Raw genomic sequence first — 13,721 nt, forward strand, 5'->3', positions numbered from 1 at the left:
GTGAGTTATGACATTGATGTAAAAGTGAATGGGCAATGGATATCAGAATTAGGCGCGGTACTGGTGGGGCGAACACTGCCCGCCTTACCTGAAGCCGAGGAAAATACAGTTAAGCTTGCTGGTCGGGACGGAGAATTAGACTTCGGAACAACGTATGCCACGCGGCCGCTTGAACTGAGTTTTTATGTTATGGGGGATCGATCGGAGTATCACAACATTGTGAATCGGTTGGCGAACATCTTTCACGCAAAACGCGGTGATCTGGAGTTAATCTTTTCAGACATTCCCAAAAAGAGATACATGGCCCAATACCGGGGTTTTGTTGATTACGATCAGTCATCGGTTAATCATCAGGTTAATTTCCCATTTAAAATGTACGATCCATTCCCTGAGTCAAGCACGGAATTTGTTTTTGAAACGACCGTTACTCAGCGGGCTGAGGCAATTAACATACTATCCTCCGGTGATATTCCAACGCCTCCAAAGATGGTACTGACCAATGTAGGATCTACTACGATTCAAAGTTTCAGGCTTCAGAATGAATATTTATTAGAGGGGTGAACCAATGAATATCAGTAAATTTCTAGCGACCAAACAACTCAATGTATCAGCAAGAGGCGAGAAATTCACATTCCCGGACAAGCTCTATGTTGCTCTTTATACATCCGATCCAACTTGGAATGATACGGGGCAAGAGGTATCCGGTGGAGGTTACGGCAGGCAAGTGATAACCTTTGCCGAACCGGCTCAAATTACAGTTCAAGAGTTTAACCCGATCACAGGTGTATTGATGAATAACATACAGAAGATGTCCATCAAATCTGCGGCCGATGTAGCTTTTGCGGTAGCGACAGCAAACTGGGGCCCGGTTACACACTTTGGACTGCGGGATGCTGTCACAGGCGGGAACCTTTATTATTTCGGGACGCTCGAAACACCACGGAGCATTTTGAATAATGACATTTTCAAATTTTTGACGAACCAAGTAGAGATCCGGTTGAACTAAGGAGGCATAAACGATGATTGAAACAATGTATCCGGCAGCCGTCAACAGTAGGCAGACGGAGCTGGCGACAGACATTGACGATAATCAGACCAGTTTCACGGTGCTGGATGGTTCGGCATTACCTCCTGCGCCTAATCTGCTTACGCTAGGTACGGATGAATCGGCAGAGACCATAAAATATACAGGAAAGACCGGAAACGAGATTACAGGCGTAACTCGTGGGTTTGAGGGTGTGGCTAGATCGTGGATGGCCGGAACAAAACTTGCTAGATACTTCACGGCGTACGATCACAACACATTCAGGGGCAACATTGAGGACATAAACGAGCAATTAGAAAACATCCCTGCACCACAGGATGCATCTTTAACAGATAAGGGTATCGTCCAATTGTCCAACAAAACGGATGGTGATGCAGAGGACGTAGCTGCTACAGAAAAAGCGGTTAACGATGCGCGAAAGGCTGCGATAAGAGATGCAGGTTTAGAAGTTGATAAGACGTACATTCGGAAGAACCGTCCATCTAATCTTTTGCCAAACAGTTCCGCAGAAATGCAGATACAGGGGTGGACTAATGTATCCTCAGTCCCTTTCGTATCTTCTAATGATGTAAATGATGAAGTTTCTACAGCATTTGTAAGTAACGGAGCAACAACAAGTACCAGTAGTGTCTTAAAATCTGACAATATTTCGATTCGATCTGGCGTAACTTACACGCTGAGCGCTGATTTTATAAACCCAGGGGGGATTGCTGGACAAATAATTGTTAGTCTTAGAAATGCTTCCGGTGGGTCTTTAGTGGAATCCATTAGTTGCGATGCTGGAACATCCTGGCACCGTAAGGCAATTACCTTTGCATTAGGTATAGGCACGTACTATGTTGAGCTTTCTATTCCGTTGGGCCTGAGCGGAGTTAATCGTAGGGTTCGGAGAATTATGTTCTCAACTGGTACGGATGGAGACCTATGGAATCAAGATTCTAATGATCGATTGCTTTTTCAATCTGTCAGTGATGGGAAAACAGCCATCGCAGCCGCTATCACTGGCAAGGGAGTAGCAGCATCAGGCAGCGATACCTTTCCGCAACTGGCTACGAAGATTGGGCAGATCAGTACCGGTCCGAAGTATGCAACAGGAACGGTGAATTCTAGTAGTACTACTGCGAATTGGTTTTTTACTCCCGGTAATGCACAATTCGCAGCAGCTTATGTACAGGTGACGGGTCTATCCTTTCGTCCAGATCGAATTATTTTGAAGCCAACCGCAGCTAATAATGTATATATGGTAGTAACGTACGACAACAGCTTAGGCACAGATCCAACATTCCGGTTGGTCACATTGCCGACTGGTGCGTCTGGAACTTCAGCATTTAACGCTAAAGTAACTGAAACTACTACAAGTGTGCCAAACAGTGCTTATGTGGGCAACACCAGCTTTATCCTGCCAGTAGCGTTTACGAGTACGCAGTATACCTGGGAAGCGTTCAAATTTTAATAATAAAGAGGGATGATAATGACCAAAATTGGATCTCGTATTTATTACGATAAAGCGACGGGAAATGTGATTCAAGAAATTGGACAAAGGTCTGGTGGTGTCAGCGAGACAACTCCAGATCAAGACTTTGCCTCATACACTTCTCTTGCTGAACGTGTGCCAGACACTGTTGGTATGATGCAGTTTGAATATGATCAATTCAAGTTGGATTATGAGGTTGGCGGGGTCATTACTCGCATCGATCTGGAGACAATGGAACCACTGTTTACGTTTCCGGATCCAACCGATCCAGAAGCACCGCAGGAACCGCGTCCGGCACTCAGTAAACAGGTGGATGCTTTAATTCAGGAAAATACGCTCCTGAAAGCACAAAGTAATGCTTTATCAACCAGAGCTGATTTTGTAGAGGATGTCATTGCAGAAATGGCCGAACAGGTTTACAAATGATCAGGCGTTTCATTACTTGGCTATTCCTGAAGGGAGGTGACACAGATATGATGGCTATGTTCTTCGCACAGCGTGTAATTTTGAACAAAACTGAATTCAAGGCGGTGCCTGCATCTTTGCAGGAAGGAGTAAAAGAAATCCTGATTGACAGCGGTTTGGAATTCTTGATTACCGAGTAACAAGCACGTTCTGAAATAGGGCGTGTTTTTATTTTGTCCAAAAAGGGGTGAAGGCCATGTTTAACAGAGGGGCTTTTAACCGCATGGCCTTTAACCGCCAAATATCCGTATTCGTCTTTGGCCGGGCAGTTGCAGACGTATCAGGATCTGCTGTAGCTGCTGCAACGATGGAAATGACGGGTTCGGCGGTTATGGATGTCAATGCGGGAGCGCGAGCGGAGTTTGTCCGTGAAATCTCGTTTGCGGCCGTTATGGATGTAGCTGCTGGCACAAAGGCGGATTTCATTCGAGAGATTACCAAACGGGCAATCATGAACGTTGGTTTTGGTGCAGTTGCCAAGGGGAGTCGGTACCATGTGGAGTTTTTGGAATTCACGGGGCCATTCAAACCAGGTGACAAGATCGAAATTGACGCCAAGACATACCGGATTACTCAAAACGGAATTAATGCGGCTGGCCTCATGGAAGGTGATTTCTTCAATCTCAATGTAGGCGAGAACCGAATCACATATACAGATCCAGAAACAAACCGCCAGGTGCTGCTAAGAATCACGCATCGGGACCGGTTCTTGTATTAGGAGGATGTCCATGAAATACCTGAAGGTACTGGACAAGAATTTAAAACCAGAAGGTTACTTAACCCATGCATATGAAGTAGAACGGCGCAGACGGGTCAATTCAGATTATGAGCTGTCTTTTTTTGTTCCCATGACATCGGATGACTACCGGGAGAAAATCAAGATCAAGGGCCATGTGATGGATGAGAACGGCCAGTATTATGTGATCCAGACGCGGGAACGGGTCCGAGATGGCAAAAAGCTGACTGCACGCATCGTGGCAACGCATGTCATGTTCAAGATGAATGAATTCAAGGTTCCATACGACCAGTATCTTGAAGAGGCTTACGGGGTCCATATCAGCCAAATGATATCCCGGCTGGCTCCGATCATGAACAACAAATATACATTCAAGGTCGATGACATATTCGAGCTTCAAGATATTAAGGATTGGGGCCGTACTACGGCGCTGGAAGCTTTCAACCACATTGTAAAGTCCTATGGGGCTGAGGTGTGGGCGGATAACTTCACCATCCATTTACGCAAGAAAGTGGGCAAGGACGAGGGCAAGCAGTACCGGATAGGCAAAGATATCATTCAGGACCAATTCAAAGATGAAGGCAGTAACCTGGTTACCCGGATGTACAGCCAGATGAAAGATGGCCGGACGTTTATCGGCATGTCCACAACGTATCTGACAGCGGAGGAATTAAGCCTGCTGCAAGGTGTTCCAGGAGCAATCCAAAACGGGAAACTCGCCGTAAACTATTTGATATCTCCTTACGCACAGTACTGGACCAACACGACTAACGTTTTCTATGATGGTGAAATGATCGATCAGGACATCGAGGACCCGGAGAAGTTGCTGAAGGCTACCAGGGAAGAATTACGCAAGAAAGAGATTCCGGAAATCGAGATATCCATTAACGCTGCGGACATCCATAAGATAGACCGGATTGAGTCGCCGCCTGATATGGGTGACATTGTATACGCCTATGACCCGGAAATGGAAATGCCTAATATTGAAATGCGGGTTATGGAAATGACGGAGTATCCATTTTCGATGGACAAGCATACTCAGGTGGTTTTGGCCAACTTCAAATTGCAGAATGATATTGATGTTATTGCAGACCTGGAACGATCCAAACGGATCATGAATGACTTGCTATCTGGCGGTAAGATCCGTACAGATGTATTTGAAACATTCGCCAAGCAGGCTGTAATTGATATTAATAACTCCAAAACGCAGATTATATATGATCAACGAGGCATTCTGTTGCAAAGCCAAGCGGACGCACGGAACCAGGTCATTCTGACGTCAGACGGGGTTATCCTAACAACGGATGGTGGAAAAACGCCAAGGGTAGCTATCACAGCCCAGGGCATTCTAGCCGAACGTATCGTGGGTGTTCTTGGGGATTTCGTATCTTTGGTTATCGGCAGTGGCAACCTGGTCACAAAAATCAATACACAAGGGATCAGCTCAGGGCACAGCGATTACAACCAAGCACCGTTCCGGGTTGACATGGCCGGGAATGTTGTAGCCAGGTCCATTAAGCTCACAGGCCAGATTGATAACTCTACCATGCTTAGTTCTTTAATTCAGGCGTCTAGGATCGTAGGTAACGAGATTGAAGGCGGAACGATTACGGGGGCTTTGATCCGTACAGCAGCTAGTGGGCGGCGTGTGGAGTTAGATATTCAAGGTTTTCGGTCATACGATGCGGCGGGGAGGGCGCGTATTCAGATTGCTACAACTGAGGATGCTACCGCTGCCGCTCTTATCTTTAGAGACTCAAATGGAACTTCTGTCGGCGAATTGAATTCTTACATGAGCAGCGGTGTTTTTACCATGTACGGCAATAGTATAGTTATTGGTTCCAACAACACAGGGAATCCTATTAGGTTGCAGGGCGCGGTTACATTTGGCGGGAGTGTATACGGATTAGGGATATCAAGTATAAATAATTTATTAGAAACACTAAACTCATTGCAATCTCAAATCACAACACTGAATTCCAAATTTAATTCACATAGCCATTCAGTGACTCTTCCAACACACAACCACGGTTTGGCCAATGCTACAAATTGGGGCGGAACCTATCCAACTTCAACACCGTAGGGTATCATATTAGGTAAAATGAACCAATATGGAGGTTGAAGCATGAAAAAGATTGCATATATTGCTGGCGGTATTTTGATTGGTGTCGTTCTTTCGACAGCAGGCGGTGCTTTTGCGGACACTGTAAAGAGCATGGTAGGCAAGAAGGTTACAGGTGAATACAACATTATTGTTAACGGACAAACCCTGTCCGACAAGGGAGCGGTTATTGATTCTAGGGCTAATGTTCCTGCCCGGGCGTTGTCCGAAGCATTAGGAGCTGATGTAAAAGTGTCAGGAAAAACGATTACAATCACCAGTGAAGAGAGTTCGTCAACAAATGTGACGCCTTCTGCATCTTCAGGAGAATATTCGGGGATGAATAAGCAGGCTTTGCAGTCAATGAAGGAAGATATCCTCGAAAAAATCATTAATCCCACAAAAATGGAGCGGGATAAAATAGTCGCTGAGGTTGAAGCGGTACGAGCAAATGGGGATAAGGAACTGTTGCAGCAAGCCGAAGAAAGATTGGCAAGGTATGATGCTGAAATAGAGAAGTACTCTAAACAAGTTCAAGAAATCGAAAATGCTATTGCACAAAAATAAAAACTTTGAATGAGTCCGTTACCCACGGGCTCTTTTTTTATGCCCTTGAAAGGATGTGCGATTGTGATAAAAAAATTACTGATTAGGTGGATATTCGGAAGAGGTATCACGGTTTTTGTAAAGCCTTCTGACCAGCCTAGACTTTGGGATATAGAAGTAGCCGACAGTGATAAACGAAGAAAAATATTAACCGGTACCGTTGTTCAGCAATCTTCACGGCGATTCAGATTAAAAGACTATCGACTTCATTAATGGGAGGGCGAAAATCATGAATGATAAAGAAATTCTCTCTAAATTAGAAATAAAAAACGGACAACTGTTTCTTGATGGGATCGAGTTAAAAGGCGTTACGGAATATGAGTTGAAAAAATGCTCTACGGAACCAGCGGAGTTAACTCTGAAGGTACTTGTAAGAGATTAAATAGGTTTTTAGCCTGGAAGGAGGTGAGACATTGAAGGCGACACATCAAGTAGTGATAACGGCTGACATTTCCCGGCCAGTTGAAGAGATTGCCGAAATCATTTCATTGTTTCTCGGAATGGTTCCAGCAGAAAAGCAGGAAGAGCTTTTGCGGGCTGTAGATCAGTTGGTAGGCGATGCTTTAGCGGGATTGGTTTCAGATACAGATTCAGAGAAATAGAGATAGAAAGCGGGGGAACTATGTGGACGACACAACTATAAGTGAGGTGAATGCTGTTGTGGAAGATACTACAAAGGCGCTTATGGGTATCCAAATCCAGTTGGCAAGGATGGAAAAGACACTTGAGGGCGTACCAGCTATGGCCGCCACATTGGAGGCGACCCGGGATCTGGCTCGGGAGGCTATGCAGTCCACTAAATCAGCCCATCACAGGCTGGATAAGATTGAGAACAATCAAACGTGGTTGTGGCGGACCATTGCTACAACGTTGATCGGGATTGCTATTGGAGCAATCGTTTTGATTTTGAAAACAGGAGGCGCTTAGATAATGGATTGGAACACGGTATTTACTCTTATTGATCCGAAATTATTTATTGTATTGGCTGCATGCTGGGTTATCGGTTACGGGATTAAACAAGTACCGCGGGTCCCGAACTGGACAATAGTTTTTATCGTTACAGCTTTTGCTATTGTAATCACCTGTTGGACGCTTGGATGGTCACCGGAGTCCCTAATTCAAGGTATATTGGTCGGCGCATTCGCAGTTTACGGCAATGAGCTAATCAAGCAGGCTAAGAAGGGAACTGATCAATCATGATTACTAAAGGGAATTTCTTGTTGTTGGAGTCATCCGAATTCTTCGGGTGGCTTCAGCAGCAGAAAATCACCAGGACTATAACTAGACTCCAGGTCCATCATACGTGGTTACCTAATTACGCCACACGCAAGAACCAAGACCATTTCAAGTGTTTGGAAGGAATTCGCAACACTCATCTAGCAAACGGTTGGAACGGCACCGGGCAGAATATCACAGTTTTCGAGGATGGGAAAATAGCAATCAGTTTGGATAGAAACCTAAACACGGTTCCTGCTGGCATCAAAGGAGCGAATACAGGGGCTTTGTGTGTGGAGACCATCGGTAATTTCGATATCAGCGGAGATACCATGACTGATTTACAGAGACAGGCTGTACTGCACTTGTACGCTTGCTTGGCAATCAAGCTGAACATCCCGGTAGACACAAATCATATCGTTTACCACGCCTGGTATACGCCTGCTGGTGATTGGTTGGGTGACTATATCCAAGGACGCTCCAGTAAGACATGTCCAGGTACAAATTTCTTCGGACACGGGAATACTCGCTTGGCTGCGTCTCGCGGGTTTATTCCTGGTATTCAGGCCGAGGTGCAACGAATTAAGAATGGAGATGAGGAAGCAATGACAGCAACAGAAAAGAAACAAATGGATGACCTCAAAGCTACCGTAGATGCTCAGACCAAGTGGATTGAGGGCGAAAAAGCAAAAGCTAATATGTCTTGTCCGAGCTGGGCAAAGTCAGCATATGAGTTTTACAAGCCGTATATCTCTGACAGCACAGGCAGCTACGACTTCTGGCGAAAGCTTGTGATTGACTACCGTAAGGAAAACGGAATCAAGGTTCAGTGATTCTCGGTTCGTATTATTTGGTCAAATCCTATTGATAAAGAACGTACGTTCGCATATAATACAAACAAACGTACGTTCTTATCAATTGGAGGAATAACCTATGGTACAAAGGCTAGGAGAGAATGGCTATTACGAAAGTTCAAGGATGATCATGCCAGAACATCGAGAGGCGTTTTTGGCCCAGGAGAGGGAACAGCAGCGCAGGGGAAAACCAGTTCTCGACGAACAGGCCATTGAGGAAATCGTCCGTGCTTTAGCTGATTCTTACAACCAAAAATTGAAAGTGGATCTGGTTGTGTTTAACCCATTTTACGATGAACCAGTTAGCGGAGTTGTAATTGGTATTAATCAAAGCAGAGGTAAGGTCAATCTGTTGTTAGAAGATGATGAACGAGAAATTTCAATTACTGAAATAATCTCGGCAAACGTCTGAAATTGTATGTTTTTGGCTATGGAATTGCCACTCCTTCGAGTATAATTTAAGTATCTACTTATACTTGTTGCGAAGGAGAAATGTACCATGTGGGAGCCAATCCGGTTTCTGCTTTTTTCAACACTTGAAACGATGTCGGCCTTTGCGCTGATGCTCGCTATTTTCCGAATTAAGGTCAAGGATTATATATGGCCGGGATTGTTTATGAGCTTGCTTATGAATTTTCAGAGCTATTTAATGCGCGAAGAGGCTTCAATGTCCGCTTTGGCTCCTGCGATCAGTACAGTTCTTTTCATTCTACTGATTACTACTGTGGTCAAGATTCCGGTAATGTGGTCATCAATAATTGCTATACTGGGCACCTTTAGTTACACCGTAGTACAAACAGCCATTCTATTTCTATTTTTCCGCGGAGTAGATACAGCTTCGTTGGCTACTTCCATTGAAGGATCTGCACTACAAGCAGCATCAAGCGTTGTTGCATTAGGGGTAACATACTTCTTGCTTAAATTCAAAATTGGATTTGCTGCTGACTTCGAAAAATTCAGATTTAAATGGGAACATATTGGTGTAGTTGCGTTTATTGTTTTCTCATTACTGGCATCAACGATGATGTTTTATCTCAACAACATGTTGCTGGTTATTGCGCACATGGCTTTGGCTGTAGGACTTTTCCTGTATTACGCAATACGGAAGGAGAAAGATGAATTTTGATAGAGGCTGCCGCTTGGCGGATCGCCAAACATATAAAGTCAGTTGTTCCTGACCATCCAGCTCCGATTGAAAACTTGAATCACTCGCTCATTATTTCAATAAACTTTTTCACTGTAATTGGATTAGCTGCTTTGGGATCGTTATTCACTGGTCACGGGAAAGAAGCTGCGATAATCCTGATATCCTTTGCTGTTTTAAGACAGCTTACTGGGGGATTACATCTTGAGTCCAGTACCTGGTGTGCTGTAGCTACTGCTGGAACAGCAACATTATTATCATTGGTTTCGTTGGGTCCTGTATCCACTATCCTATTAACGGTGATCGGTTTAATATGTGTGATGGTTTTTGCGCCAGCAGGTATTGAAGATCAAACTATAATACCTGAAAGATTTTATCCGATATTAAAAGTAGCGGGAATTATTATTATTTCTTCAAACTTTTGGATTGGATCAACATTTGCAGCTATTGCTTTCTTTGCTCAAGGGGTTATGCTTGCTGCCTATGTATTCTATAAAGGAGGTGAAACAAAATGAAAACAGAAATTTACTCTGCTGCTGCATCGGCACTGTCTGCTTTGGCTAAGATCTCTGTAGTGCCAGCAAGTTTGGCATGGGTATCCAATCCGAAACCGCCAAAACATCTGCTTAAAAAATAGGAGTGGTATTATGTTATCTGTAACGACCAAGCCGGAAGGCGGGAAAATCGAAGAAATCCACATTGAATCCGTATTTTATATGGCATGGGACCGAATGATCGACCGCTCAATAATTTATTCAACAGACGGTACATATTTCTTACCCGGTCCTGTTAAATACTGGCTCAATGCAATGAATAACATGGGTTATAAATTTCTTCATGTTGATCGGGCTACTATCATTAATACTGAAAAGGTAGTTTCGGTGAATGGAATTTATAAAGAGGCGTTTTTTGAGAGCGAGATTTCCAAAAACTCGATTCGTTGCGAGATTGTTAATCATAGATACAAAAGCTTCATAGAGGAACTAACAGTAATGAATCCAAGAGTGTTGTTGACATAGGACCGTGAAAACGGTTCTTTTTTTTATAATATCGCTTGCGTATAGTGTCGAATATTGTTGAATCCTTGGACAAACTCAGCGCGCCCAATTCTTGTTTACAACAGGCTAATAATGGGATTTAATAGAGATGAGAGGTATGAAATAACTGGATATCGAGTGAGGTGCATGGATAAACTTCGCTATTAGAGAAGTTTTCTTCCGGGGAGGGGCTTTCGCCTCCGCCGTTCGCCTAGTATTCCCACTCTTGGAGATCTTCCATTGTACAGCCAAGTCGGTGGGCGACTTTGGCAGCGAGTGGAAAAGAAAAGTATTTCTTTCCGGCAATGACTTCTGATATAAAGCCTTGCGAGATTCCTAAGTCCCTGGACAAGTCAACAGGTCTCATTTTGTTTTTGGCTAAGAGGTATGGCAAACGGCTCCTCCCAGGTTCGGGATACATCCATTTACACCTCGTATGCCTAAATTATTCCACTTAACTATTATAGGGGGTAGCAACATGAATATACAATGGCTAGAGCCCGTCATTAAAACCAGGTCTGAAGAAATTGCAGATAGTATTTTAAGCTCGGATGGTTCGAGTCACGATATACTTTTGGGGTTGATAGCAAAAAGGGACCAGTTAAGTGATGCTGAGTTCAATTTTGAACTTGAGAACTTATTAATTGTACATACCAAGGCGGTAGTAGAGCGATCATACAGGATCGGAGTACAAGAAGCGTTATCATTTAGGAATATGACGGTATAAGAAAAATGAGCGGCCCTTTTTTTGCATACGGGGCTGCTCATTTATTATTTAGTGAATGTGTTGTAGAATGGAACCTGACTGAATTCAAAAGTAAAGGATGGTTATATAAATGTCTCTCTCTGTTGGGATCGTAGGTTTGCCTAACGTAGGTAAATCCACACTGTTTAACGCAATTACACAAGCTGGTGCTGAATCGGCAAACTATCCGTTCTGTACGATTGACCCTAACGTGGGGATCGTTGAAGTACCGGATGAACGTTTGGACAAATTGACAGAACTCGTTGTACCGAAAAAAACGGTACCAACGGCGTTTGAATTTGTAGATATTGCAGGTCTTGTTCGTGGTGCGAGCAAAGGCGAAGGTCTTGGTAACAAGTTCCTTGCACACATTCGTGAAGTAGACGCGATTGTACATGTGGTACGCTGCTTTGTAGACGAGAACATCACACACGTCGATGGCAAAATTGACCCGGTAAGCGACATCCAAACGATCAATCTGGAGCTGATCCTGGCTGATATCGAGAGTGTTGAGAAAAAAATCGATCGTTCCAAGAAAAACATGAAGGGCGGCAACAAGTCAGCTGCTCAGGAAGTGGAAGTACTGGAGAAAGTGAAGGCTGTTCTCTACGAAGACAAGCCAGCACGCAGCATGGAGCTTACAGACGAAGAACGCCTGATCGTACGCGATCTGCATTTGCTTACGCTGAAGCCTGTTCTGTACGCAGCCAATGTAGCTGAGGACGAAATCGGTGATGTGGCGAACAATGCTTATGTGCAAAAAGTAAGAGAATTCGCAGCTGCTGAAAATGCAGAAGTGGTGCCGATCAGTGCGAAAGTGGAAGAAGAGATCTCGGAGCTTGAAGGCGAAGATAAACAAATGTTCCTGGAAGAGCTCGGCATCGAGGATTCCGGTCTGAACCTGTTGATCAAAGCTGCTTACAAATTGCTGGGTCTGTATACGTACTTCACAGCAGGCGTACAAGAAGTTCGCGCTTGGACAATCCGTAAGGGTACAAAAGCACCTGGCGCAGCGGGTGTCATTCACACCGACTTCGAGCGCGGATTCATCCGGGCAGAGGTTGTTTCCTACGACGATCTGGTTGCTGCTGGTTCCATGAACGGTGCGAAAGAACGTGGACAACTTCGTCTAGAAGGTAAAGAGTATGTTGTCAACGACGGCGACGTTATGCACTTCCGCTTCAACGTCTAATCTCGATAATCTAGATAAGAAAACATACTTGAATTTACGAGTATAGCAGCTCTGTCGTCTTCTCTTGAAGATGGCAGGGCTTTTTACATAAGGCAAAATATTCTTCAATAAGCCTGAAGTATTCAATAATAAAATTGTCTGTATATCCTGTACATCCTACTGGATTGTTTACTCGCTCTGGATATAATAAAAGGAAGAAGGCTCATGGGAGGTGGCAAGTTGGAGAAACAGTCGAAGTACGTTCGATATAACCAAACGCTTGTGCAAACAGCTCGTTTGCCTGAGGAGACGGAGGAACTATTATTGAGATTCGGCTTGCCACAGCTCCGTCTGGATGATGAGAACTTGCTCGGTATACATTTTAAACCTCTGACAGAACAAGGTCTCATAAGGACTCGGGATGATCGGAAAACGTTACTTCCTATTGGCTATGAGTATGAGGAGACGTCAGCTATATTGGGACTGGAAACGGATGTGGGTACGCTCTACAGGGTGGATGTGCAAACGGGAGATTACAGCCTCATGAACTCCAATCTGACTCTATTTATCGAGTTTCTGCAAAGGTATGCTGCATTTATTAATGAGAATTCGGAGAGCTACGAGCCAACTGTGATGACGCTCGAGCAAGCACAGGCGAAGCTGGCTGCTTTTCGGCGGGGTGAGATTATACCTTCACAACAATCTTCTTCTCAATCGGCGAGGAAGCTTGTGTTAAAGCAACTTCGTTTATTATTTGTGGAAAAGGACCCGATGAGTGTCTTGAATGAGGATACATGGTGGAGTGTTGTGCTTGAGCAGCTGGAGGATGATCTCTTATAGTCCTTTGCAAATCAATTTGGTTGCTTAGAATAAGTGAATCAAAATTTGGATGCAGGATCCGCAAACAGTTGCTATTCAGGAACATAAGAATATGCTATAATTAAGAGTCGTATACCTATGTTAAATTTCACGCCTCAGCTTAATGAGTTGAAGCGGGTTGATACCGGGTACGCGATTTCTTTTATATAACTTAAAAGTAAAGGATTTGATGACGTTGTAGCGATGTTATACGTCGATCATAAAATGAAATGTTACGGTCAGGGATTTCTGTGAACTCCGTGCCTTGTG

General features: G+C 44.2%; 22 protein-coding genes. 21 read left to right on the forward strand and 1 reads right to left on the reverse strand.

Annotated elements, in window-relative coordinates; all coding sequences use genetic code 11:
• The 18 genes from CS562_RS17600 (at position 1) to CS562_RS17675 (ending at position 10,659) form a co-directional block, all read left to right on the forward strand.
• Positions 1–561: a distal tail protein Dit gene (locus tag CS562_RS17600; RefSeq protein ID WP_099857584.1), complete on the forward strand. Its 561-nt coding sequence runs from the start codon at positions 1–3 to the stop codon at positions 559–561.
• Between the two features lie 4 nt (positions 562–565).
• Positions 566–1,006, forward strand: coding sequence for a phage tail fiber protein (locus tag CS562_RS17605; protein ID WP_099857586.1), 441 nt, complete (start codon positions 566–568; stop codon positions 1,004–1,006).
• Between the two features lie 13 nt (positions 1,007–1,019).
• Positions 1,020–2,498: a phage tail protein gene (locus tag CS562_RS33200; protein ID WP_218966742.1), complete on the forward strand. Its 1,479-nt coding sequence runs from the start codon at positions 1,020–1,022 to the stop codon at positions 2,496–2,498.
• 18 nt (positions 2,499–2,516) lie between these two features.
• Complete coding sequence (locus CS562_RS17615; protein ID WP_180287168.1) at positions 2,517–2,945, forward strand: hypothetical protein; 429 nt, start codon at positions 2,517–2,519, stop codon at positions 2,943–2,945.
• 47 nt (positions 2,946–2,992) lie between these two features.
• Positions 2,993–3,124, forward strand: coding sequence for a hypothetical protein (locus tag CS562_RS33490; protein WP_257219526.1), 132 nt, complete (start codon positions 2,993–2,995; stop codon positions 3,122–3,124).
• 56 nt (positions 3,125–3,180) lie between these two features.
• Complete coding sequence (locus CS562_RS17620) at positions 3,181–3,702, forward strand: phage distal tail protein (RefSeq protein WP_099857588.1); 522 nt, start codon at positions 3,181–3,183, stop codon at positions 3,700–3,702.
• Positions 3,703–3,712: 10 nt separating this feature from the next.
• Positions 3,713–5,803 carry a phage tail protein gene (locus CS562_RS17625; RefSeq protein WP_257219527.1) on the forward strand — a complete coding sequence of 697 codons (2,091 nt, stop codon included), beginning with the start codon at positions 3,713–3,715 and terminating at the stop codon, positions 5,801–5,803.
• 42 nt (positions 5,804–5,845) lie between these two features.
• Entirely contained in the window at positions 5,846–6,388 is a 543-nt protein-coding gene (locus tag CS562_RS17630; protein WP_099857592.1) for a stalk domain-containing protein, read from the forward strand.
• A 268-nt stretch (positions 6,389–6,656) separates the two neighbouring features.
• Entirely contained in the window at positions 6,657–6,809 is a 153-nt protein-coding gene (locus CS562_RS33005) for a hypothetical protein (RefSeq protein WP_180287169.1), read from the forward strand.
• Between the two features lie 31 nt (positions 6,810–6,840).
• Complete coding sequence (locus CS562_RS17635; RefSeq protein ID WP_099857594.1) at positions 6,841–7,029, forward strand: hypothetical protein; 189 nt, start codon at positions 6,841–6,843, stop codon at positions 7,027–7,029.
• A 22-nt stretch (positions 7,030–7,051) separates the two neighbouring features.
• Complete coding sequence (locus tag CS562_RS17640) at positions 7,052–7,354, forward strand: hemolysin XhlA family protein (RefSeq protein WP_257219528.1); 303 nt, start codon at positions 7,052–7,054, stop codon at positions 7,352–7,354.
• Positions 7,355–7,357: 3 nt separating this feature from the next.
• The gene (locus CS562_RS17645) at positions 7,358–7,627 is read left to right on the forward strand and encodes a phage holin family protein (RefSeq protein WP_099857596.1); all 270 of its coding nucleotides are present in this window, start codon (positions 7,358–7,360) and stop codon (positions 7,625–7,627) included.
• Positions 7,624–8,475 carry a peptidoglycan recognition protein family protein gene (locus CS562_RS17650; protein ID WP_099857598.1) on the forward strand — a complete coding sequence of 284 codons (852 nt, stop codon included), beginning with the start codon at positions 7,624–7,626 and terminating at the stop codon, positions 8,473–8,475. The genes CS562_RS17645 and CS562_RS17650 overlap by 4 nt, the downstream gene beginning before the upstream one ends.
• A 100-nt stretch (positions 8,476–8,575) precedes the next feature.
• Positions 8,576–8,908 (forward strand): YolD-like family protein, encoded by a 333-nt coding sequence (locus tag CS562_RS17655; RefSeq protein ID WP_099857600.1) that lies wholly within the window; start codon positions 8,576–8,578, stop codon positions 8,906–8,908.
• A gap of 87 nt (positions 8,909–8,995) precedes the next feature.
• On the forward strand, positions 8,996–9,622 hold the full coding sequence (locus CS562_RS17660; protein ID WP_099857602.1) for a hypothetical protein: 627 nt from the start codon (positions 8,996–8,998) through the stop codon (positions 9,620–9,622).
• The gene (locus tag CS562_RS17665) at positions 9,619–10,155 is read left to right on the forward strand and encodes an accessory gene regulator B family protein (RefSeq protein WP_180287170.1); all 537 of its coding nucleotides are present in this window, start codon (positions 9,619–9,621) and stop codon (positions 10,153–10,155) included. Before CS562_RS17660 ends, CS562_RS17665 begins: the two co-directional genes overlap by 4 nt.
• Positions 10,152–10,277, forward strand: coding sequence for a cyclic lactone autoinducer peptide (locus tag CS562_RS17670; RefSeq protein WP_099857606.1), 126 nt, complete (start codon positions 10,152–10,154; stop codon positions 10,275–10,277). Before CS562_RS17665 ends, CS562_RS17670 begins: the two co-directional genes overlap by 4 nt.
• Positions 10,278–10,287: 10 nt before the next feature.
• The gene (locus CS562_RS17675; protein ID WP_099857607.1) at positions 10,288–10,659 is read left to right on the forward strand and encodes a hypothetical protein; all 372 of its coding nucleotides are present in this window, start codon (positions 10,288–10,290) and stop codon (positions 10,657–10,659) included.
• A gap of 229 nt (positions 10,660–10,888) precedes the next feature.
• Here the strand turns inward: CS562_RS17675 and CS562_RS17680 are convergent, their stop codons facing one another.
• Positions 10,889–11,071 carry a helix-turn-helix domain-containing protein gene (locus CS562_RS17680; RefSeq protein WP_180287171.1) on the reverse strand — a complete coding sequence of 61 codons (183 nt, stop codon included), beginning with the start codon at positions 11,069–11,071 and terminating at the stop codon, positions 10,889–10,891.
• An 84-nt stretch (positions 11,072–11,155) separates the two neighbouring features.
• Between CS562_RS17680 and CS562_RS17685 the strand changes: the two genes are divergently transcribed.
• The 3 genes from CS562_RS17685 (at position 11,156) to CS562_RS17695 (ending at position 13,433) form a co-directional block, all read left to right on the forward strand.
• The gene (locus tag CS562_RS17685; protein WP_099857611.1) at positions 11,156–11,404 is read left to right on the forward strand and encodes a hypothetical protein; all 249 of its coding nucleotides are present in this window, start codon (positions 11,156–11,158) and stop codon (positions 11,402–11,404) included.
• 109 nt (positions 11,405–11,513) lie between these two features.
• The gene (gene ychF / locus CS562_RS17690) at positions 11,514–12,614 is read left to right on the forward strand and encodes a redox-regulated ATPase YchF (protein ID WP_099857613.1); all 1,101 of its coding nucleotides are present in this window, start codon (positions 11,514–11,516) and stop codon (positions 12,612–12,614) included.
• A gap of 219 nt (positions 12,615–12,833) precedes the next feature.
• Positions 12,834–13,433 (forward strand): SUKH-4 family immunity protein, encoded by a 600-nt coding sequence (locus CS562_RS17695; RefSeq protein ID WP_218966743.1) that lies wholly within the window; start codon positions 12,834–12,836, stop codon positions 13,431–13,433.
• The last annotated feature ends 288 nt before the right edge of the window (positions 13,434–13,721 follow it).

It is taken from the genome of Paenibacillus sp. LK1 (genome assembly GCF_002750415.1).
Lineage (GTDB): Bacteria > Bacillota > Bacilli > Paenibacillales > Paenibacillaceae > Paenibacillus > Paenibacillus taichungensis.

Excerpts from the sequence above, each read along its gene's own strand:
- CS562_RS17650 (WP_099857598.1), top strand. The coding sequence starts at position 7,624 with ATGATTACTAAAGGGAATTTCTTGTTGTTGGAGTCATCCGAATTCTTC.
- CS562_RS17615 (WP_180287168.1), top strand. The coding sequence starts at position 2,517 with ATGACCAAAATTGGATCTCGTATTTATTACGATAAAGCGACGGGAAAT.
- CS562_RS33005 (WP_180287169.1), top strand. The coding sequence starts at position 6,657 with ATGAATGATAAAGAAATTCTCTCTAAATTAGAAATAAAAAACGGACAA.
- CS562_RS17670 (WP_099857606.1), top strand. The coding sequence starts at position 10,152 with ATGAAAACAGAAATTTACTCTGCTGCTGCATCGGCACTGTCTGCTTTG.
- CS562_RS17625 (WP_257219527.1), top strand. The coding sequence starts at position 3,713 with ATGAAATACCTGAAGGTACTGGACAAGAATTTAAAACCAGAAGGTTAC.
- ychF (WP_099857613.1), top strand. The coding sequence starts at position 11,514 with ATGTCTCTCTCTGTTGGGATCGTAGGTTTGCCTAACGTAGGTAAATCC.
- CS562_RS17605 (WP_099857586.1), top strand. The coding sequence starts at position 566 with ATGAATATCAGTAAATTTCTAGCGACCAAACAACTCAATGTATCAGCA.
- CS562_RS33200 (WP_218966742.1), top strand. The coding sequence starts at position 1,020 with ATGATTGAAACAATGTATCCGGCAGCCGTCAACAGTAGGCAGACGGAG.
- CS562_RS17675 (WP_099857607.1), top strand. The coding sequence starts at position 10,288 with ATGTTATCTGTAACGACCAAGCCGGAAGGCGGGAAAATCGAAGAAATC.
- CS562_RS17685 (WP_099857611.1), top strand. The coding sequence starts at position 11,156 with ATGAATATACAATGGCTAGAGCCCGTCATTAAAACCAGGTCTGAAGAA.
- CS562_RS33490 (WP_257219526.1), top strand. The coding sequence starts at position 2,993 with ATGATGGCTATGTTCTTCGCACAGCGTGTAATTTTGAACAAAACTGAA.
- CS562_RS17645 (WP_099857596.1), top strand. The coding sequence starts at position 7,358 with ATGGATTGGAACACGGTATTTACTCTTATTGATCCGAAATTATTTATT.
- CS562_RS17630 (WP_099857592.1), top strand. The coding sequence starts at position 5,846 with ATGAAAAAGATTGCATATATTGCTGGCGGTATTTTGATTGGTGTCGTT.
- CS562_RS17660 (WP_099857602.1), top strand. The coding sequence starts at position 8,996 with ATGTGGGAGCCAATCCGGTTTCTGCTTTTTTCAACACTTGAAACGATG.
- CS562_RS17620 (WP_099857588.1), top strand. The coding sequence starts at position 3,181 with ATGTTTAACAGAGGGGCTTTTAACCGCATGGCCTTTAACCGCCAAATA.
- CS562_RS17655 (WP_099857600.1), top strand. The coding sequence starts at position 8,576 with ATGGTACAAAGGCTAGGAGAGAATGGCTATTACGAAAGTTCAAGGATG.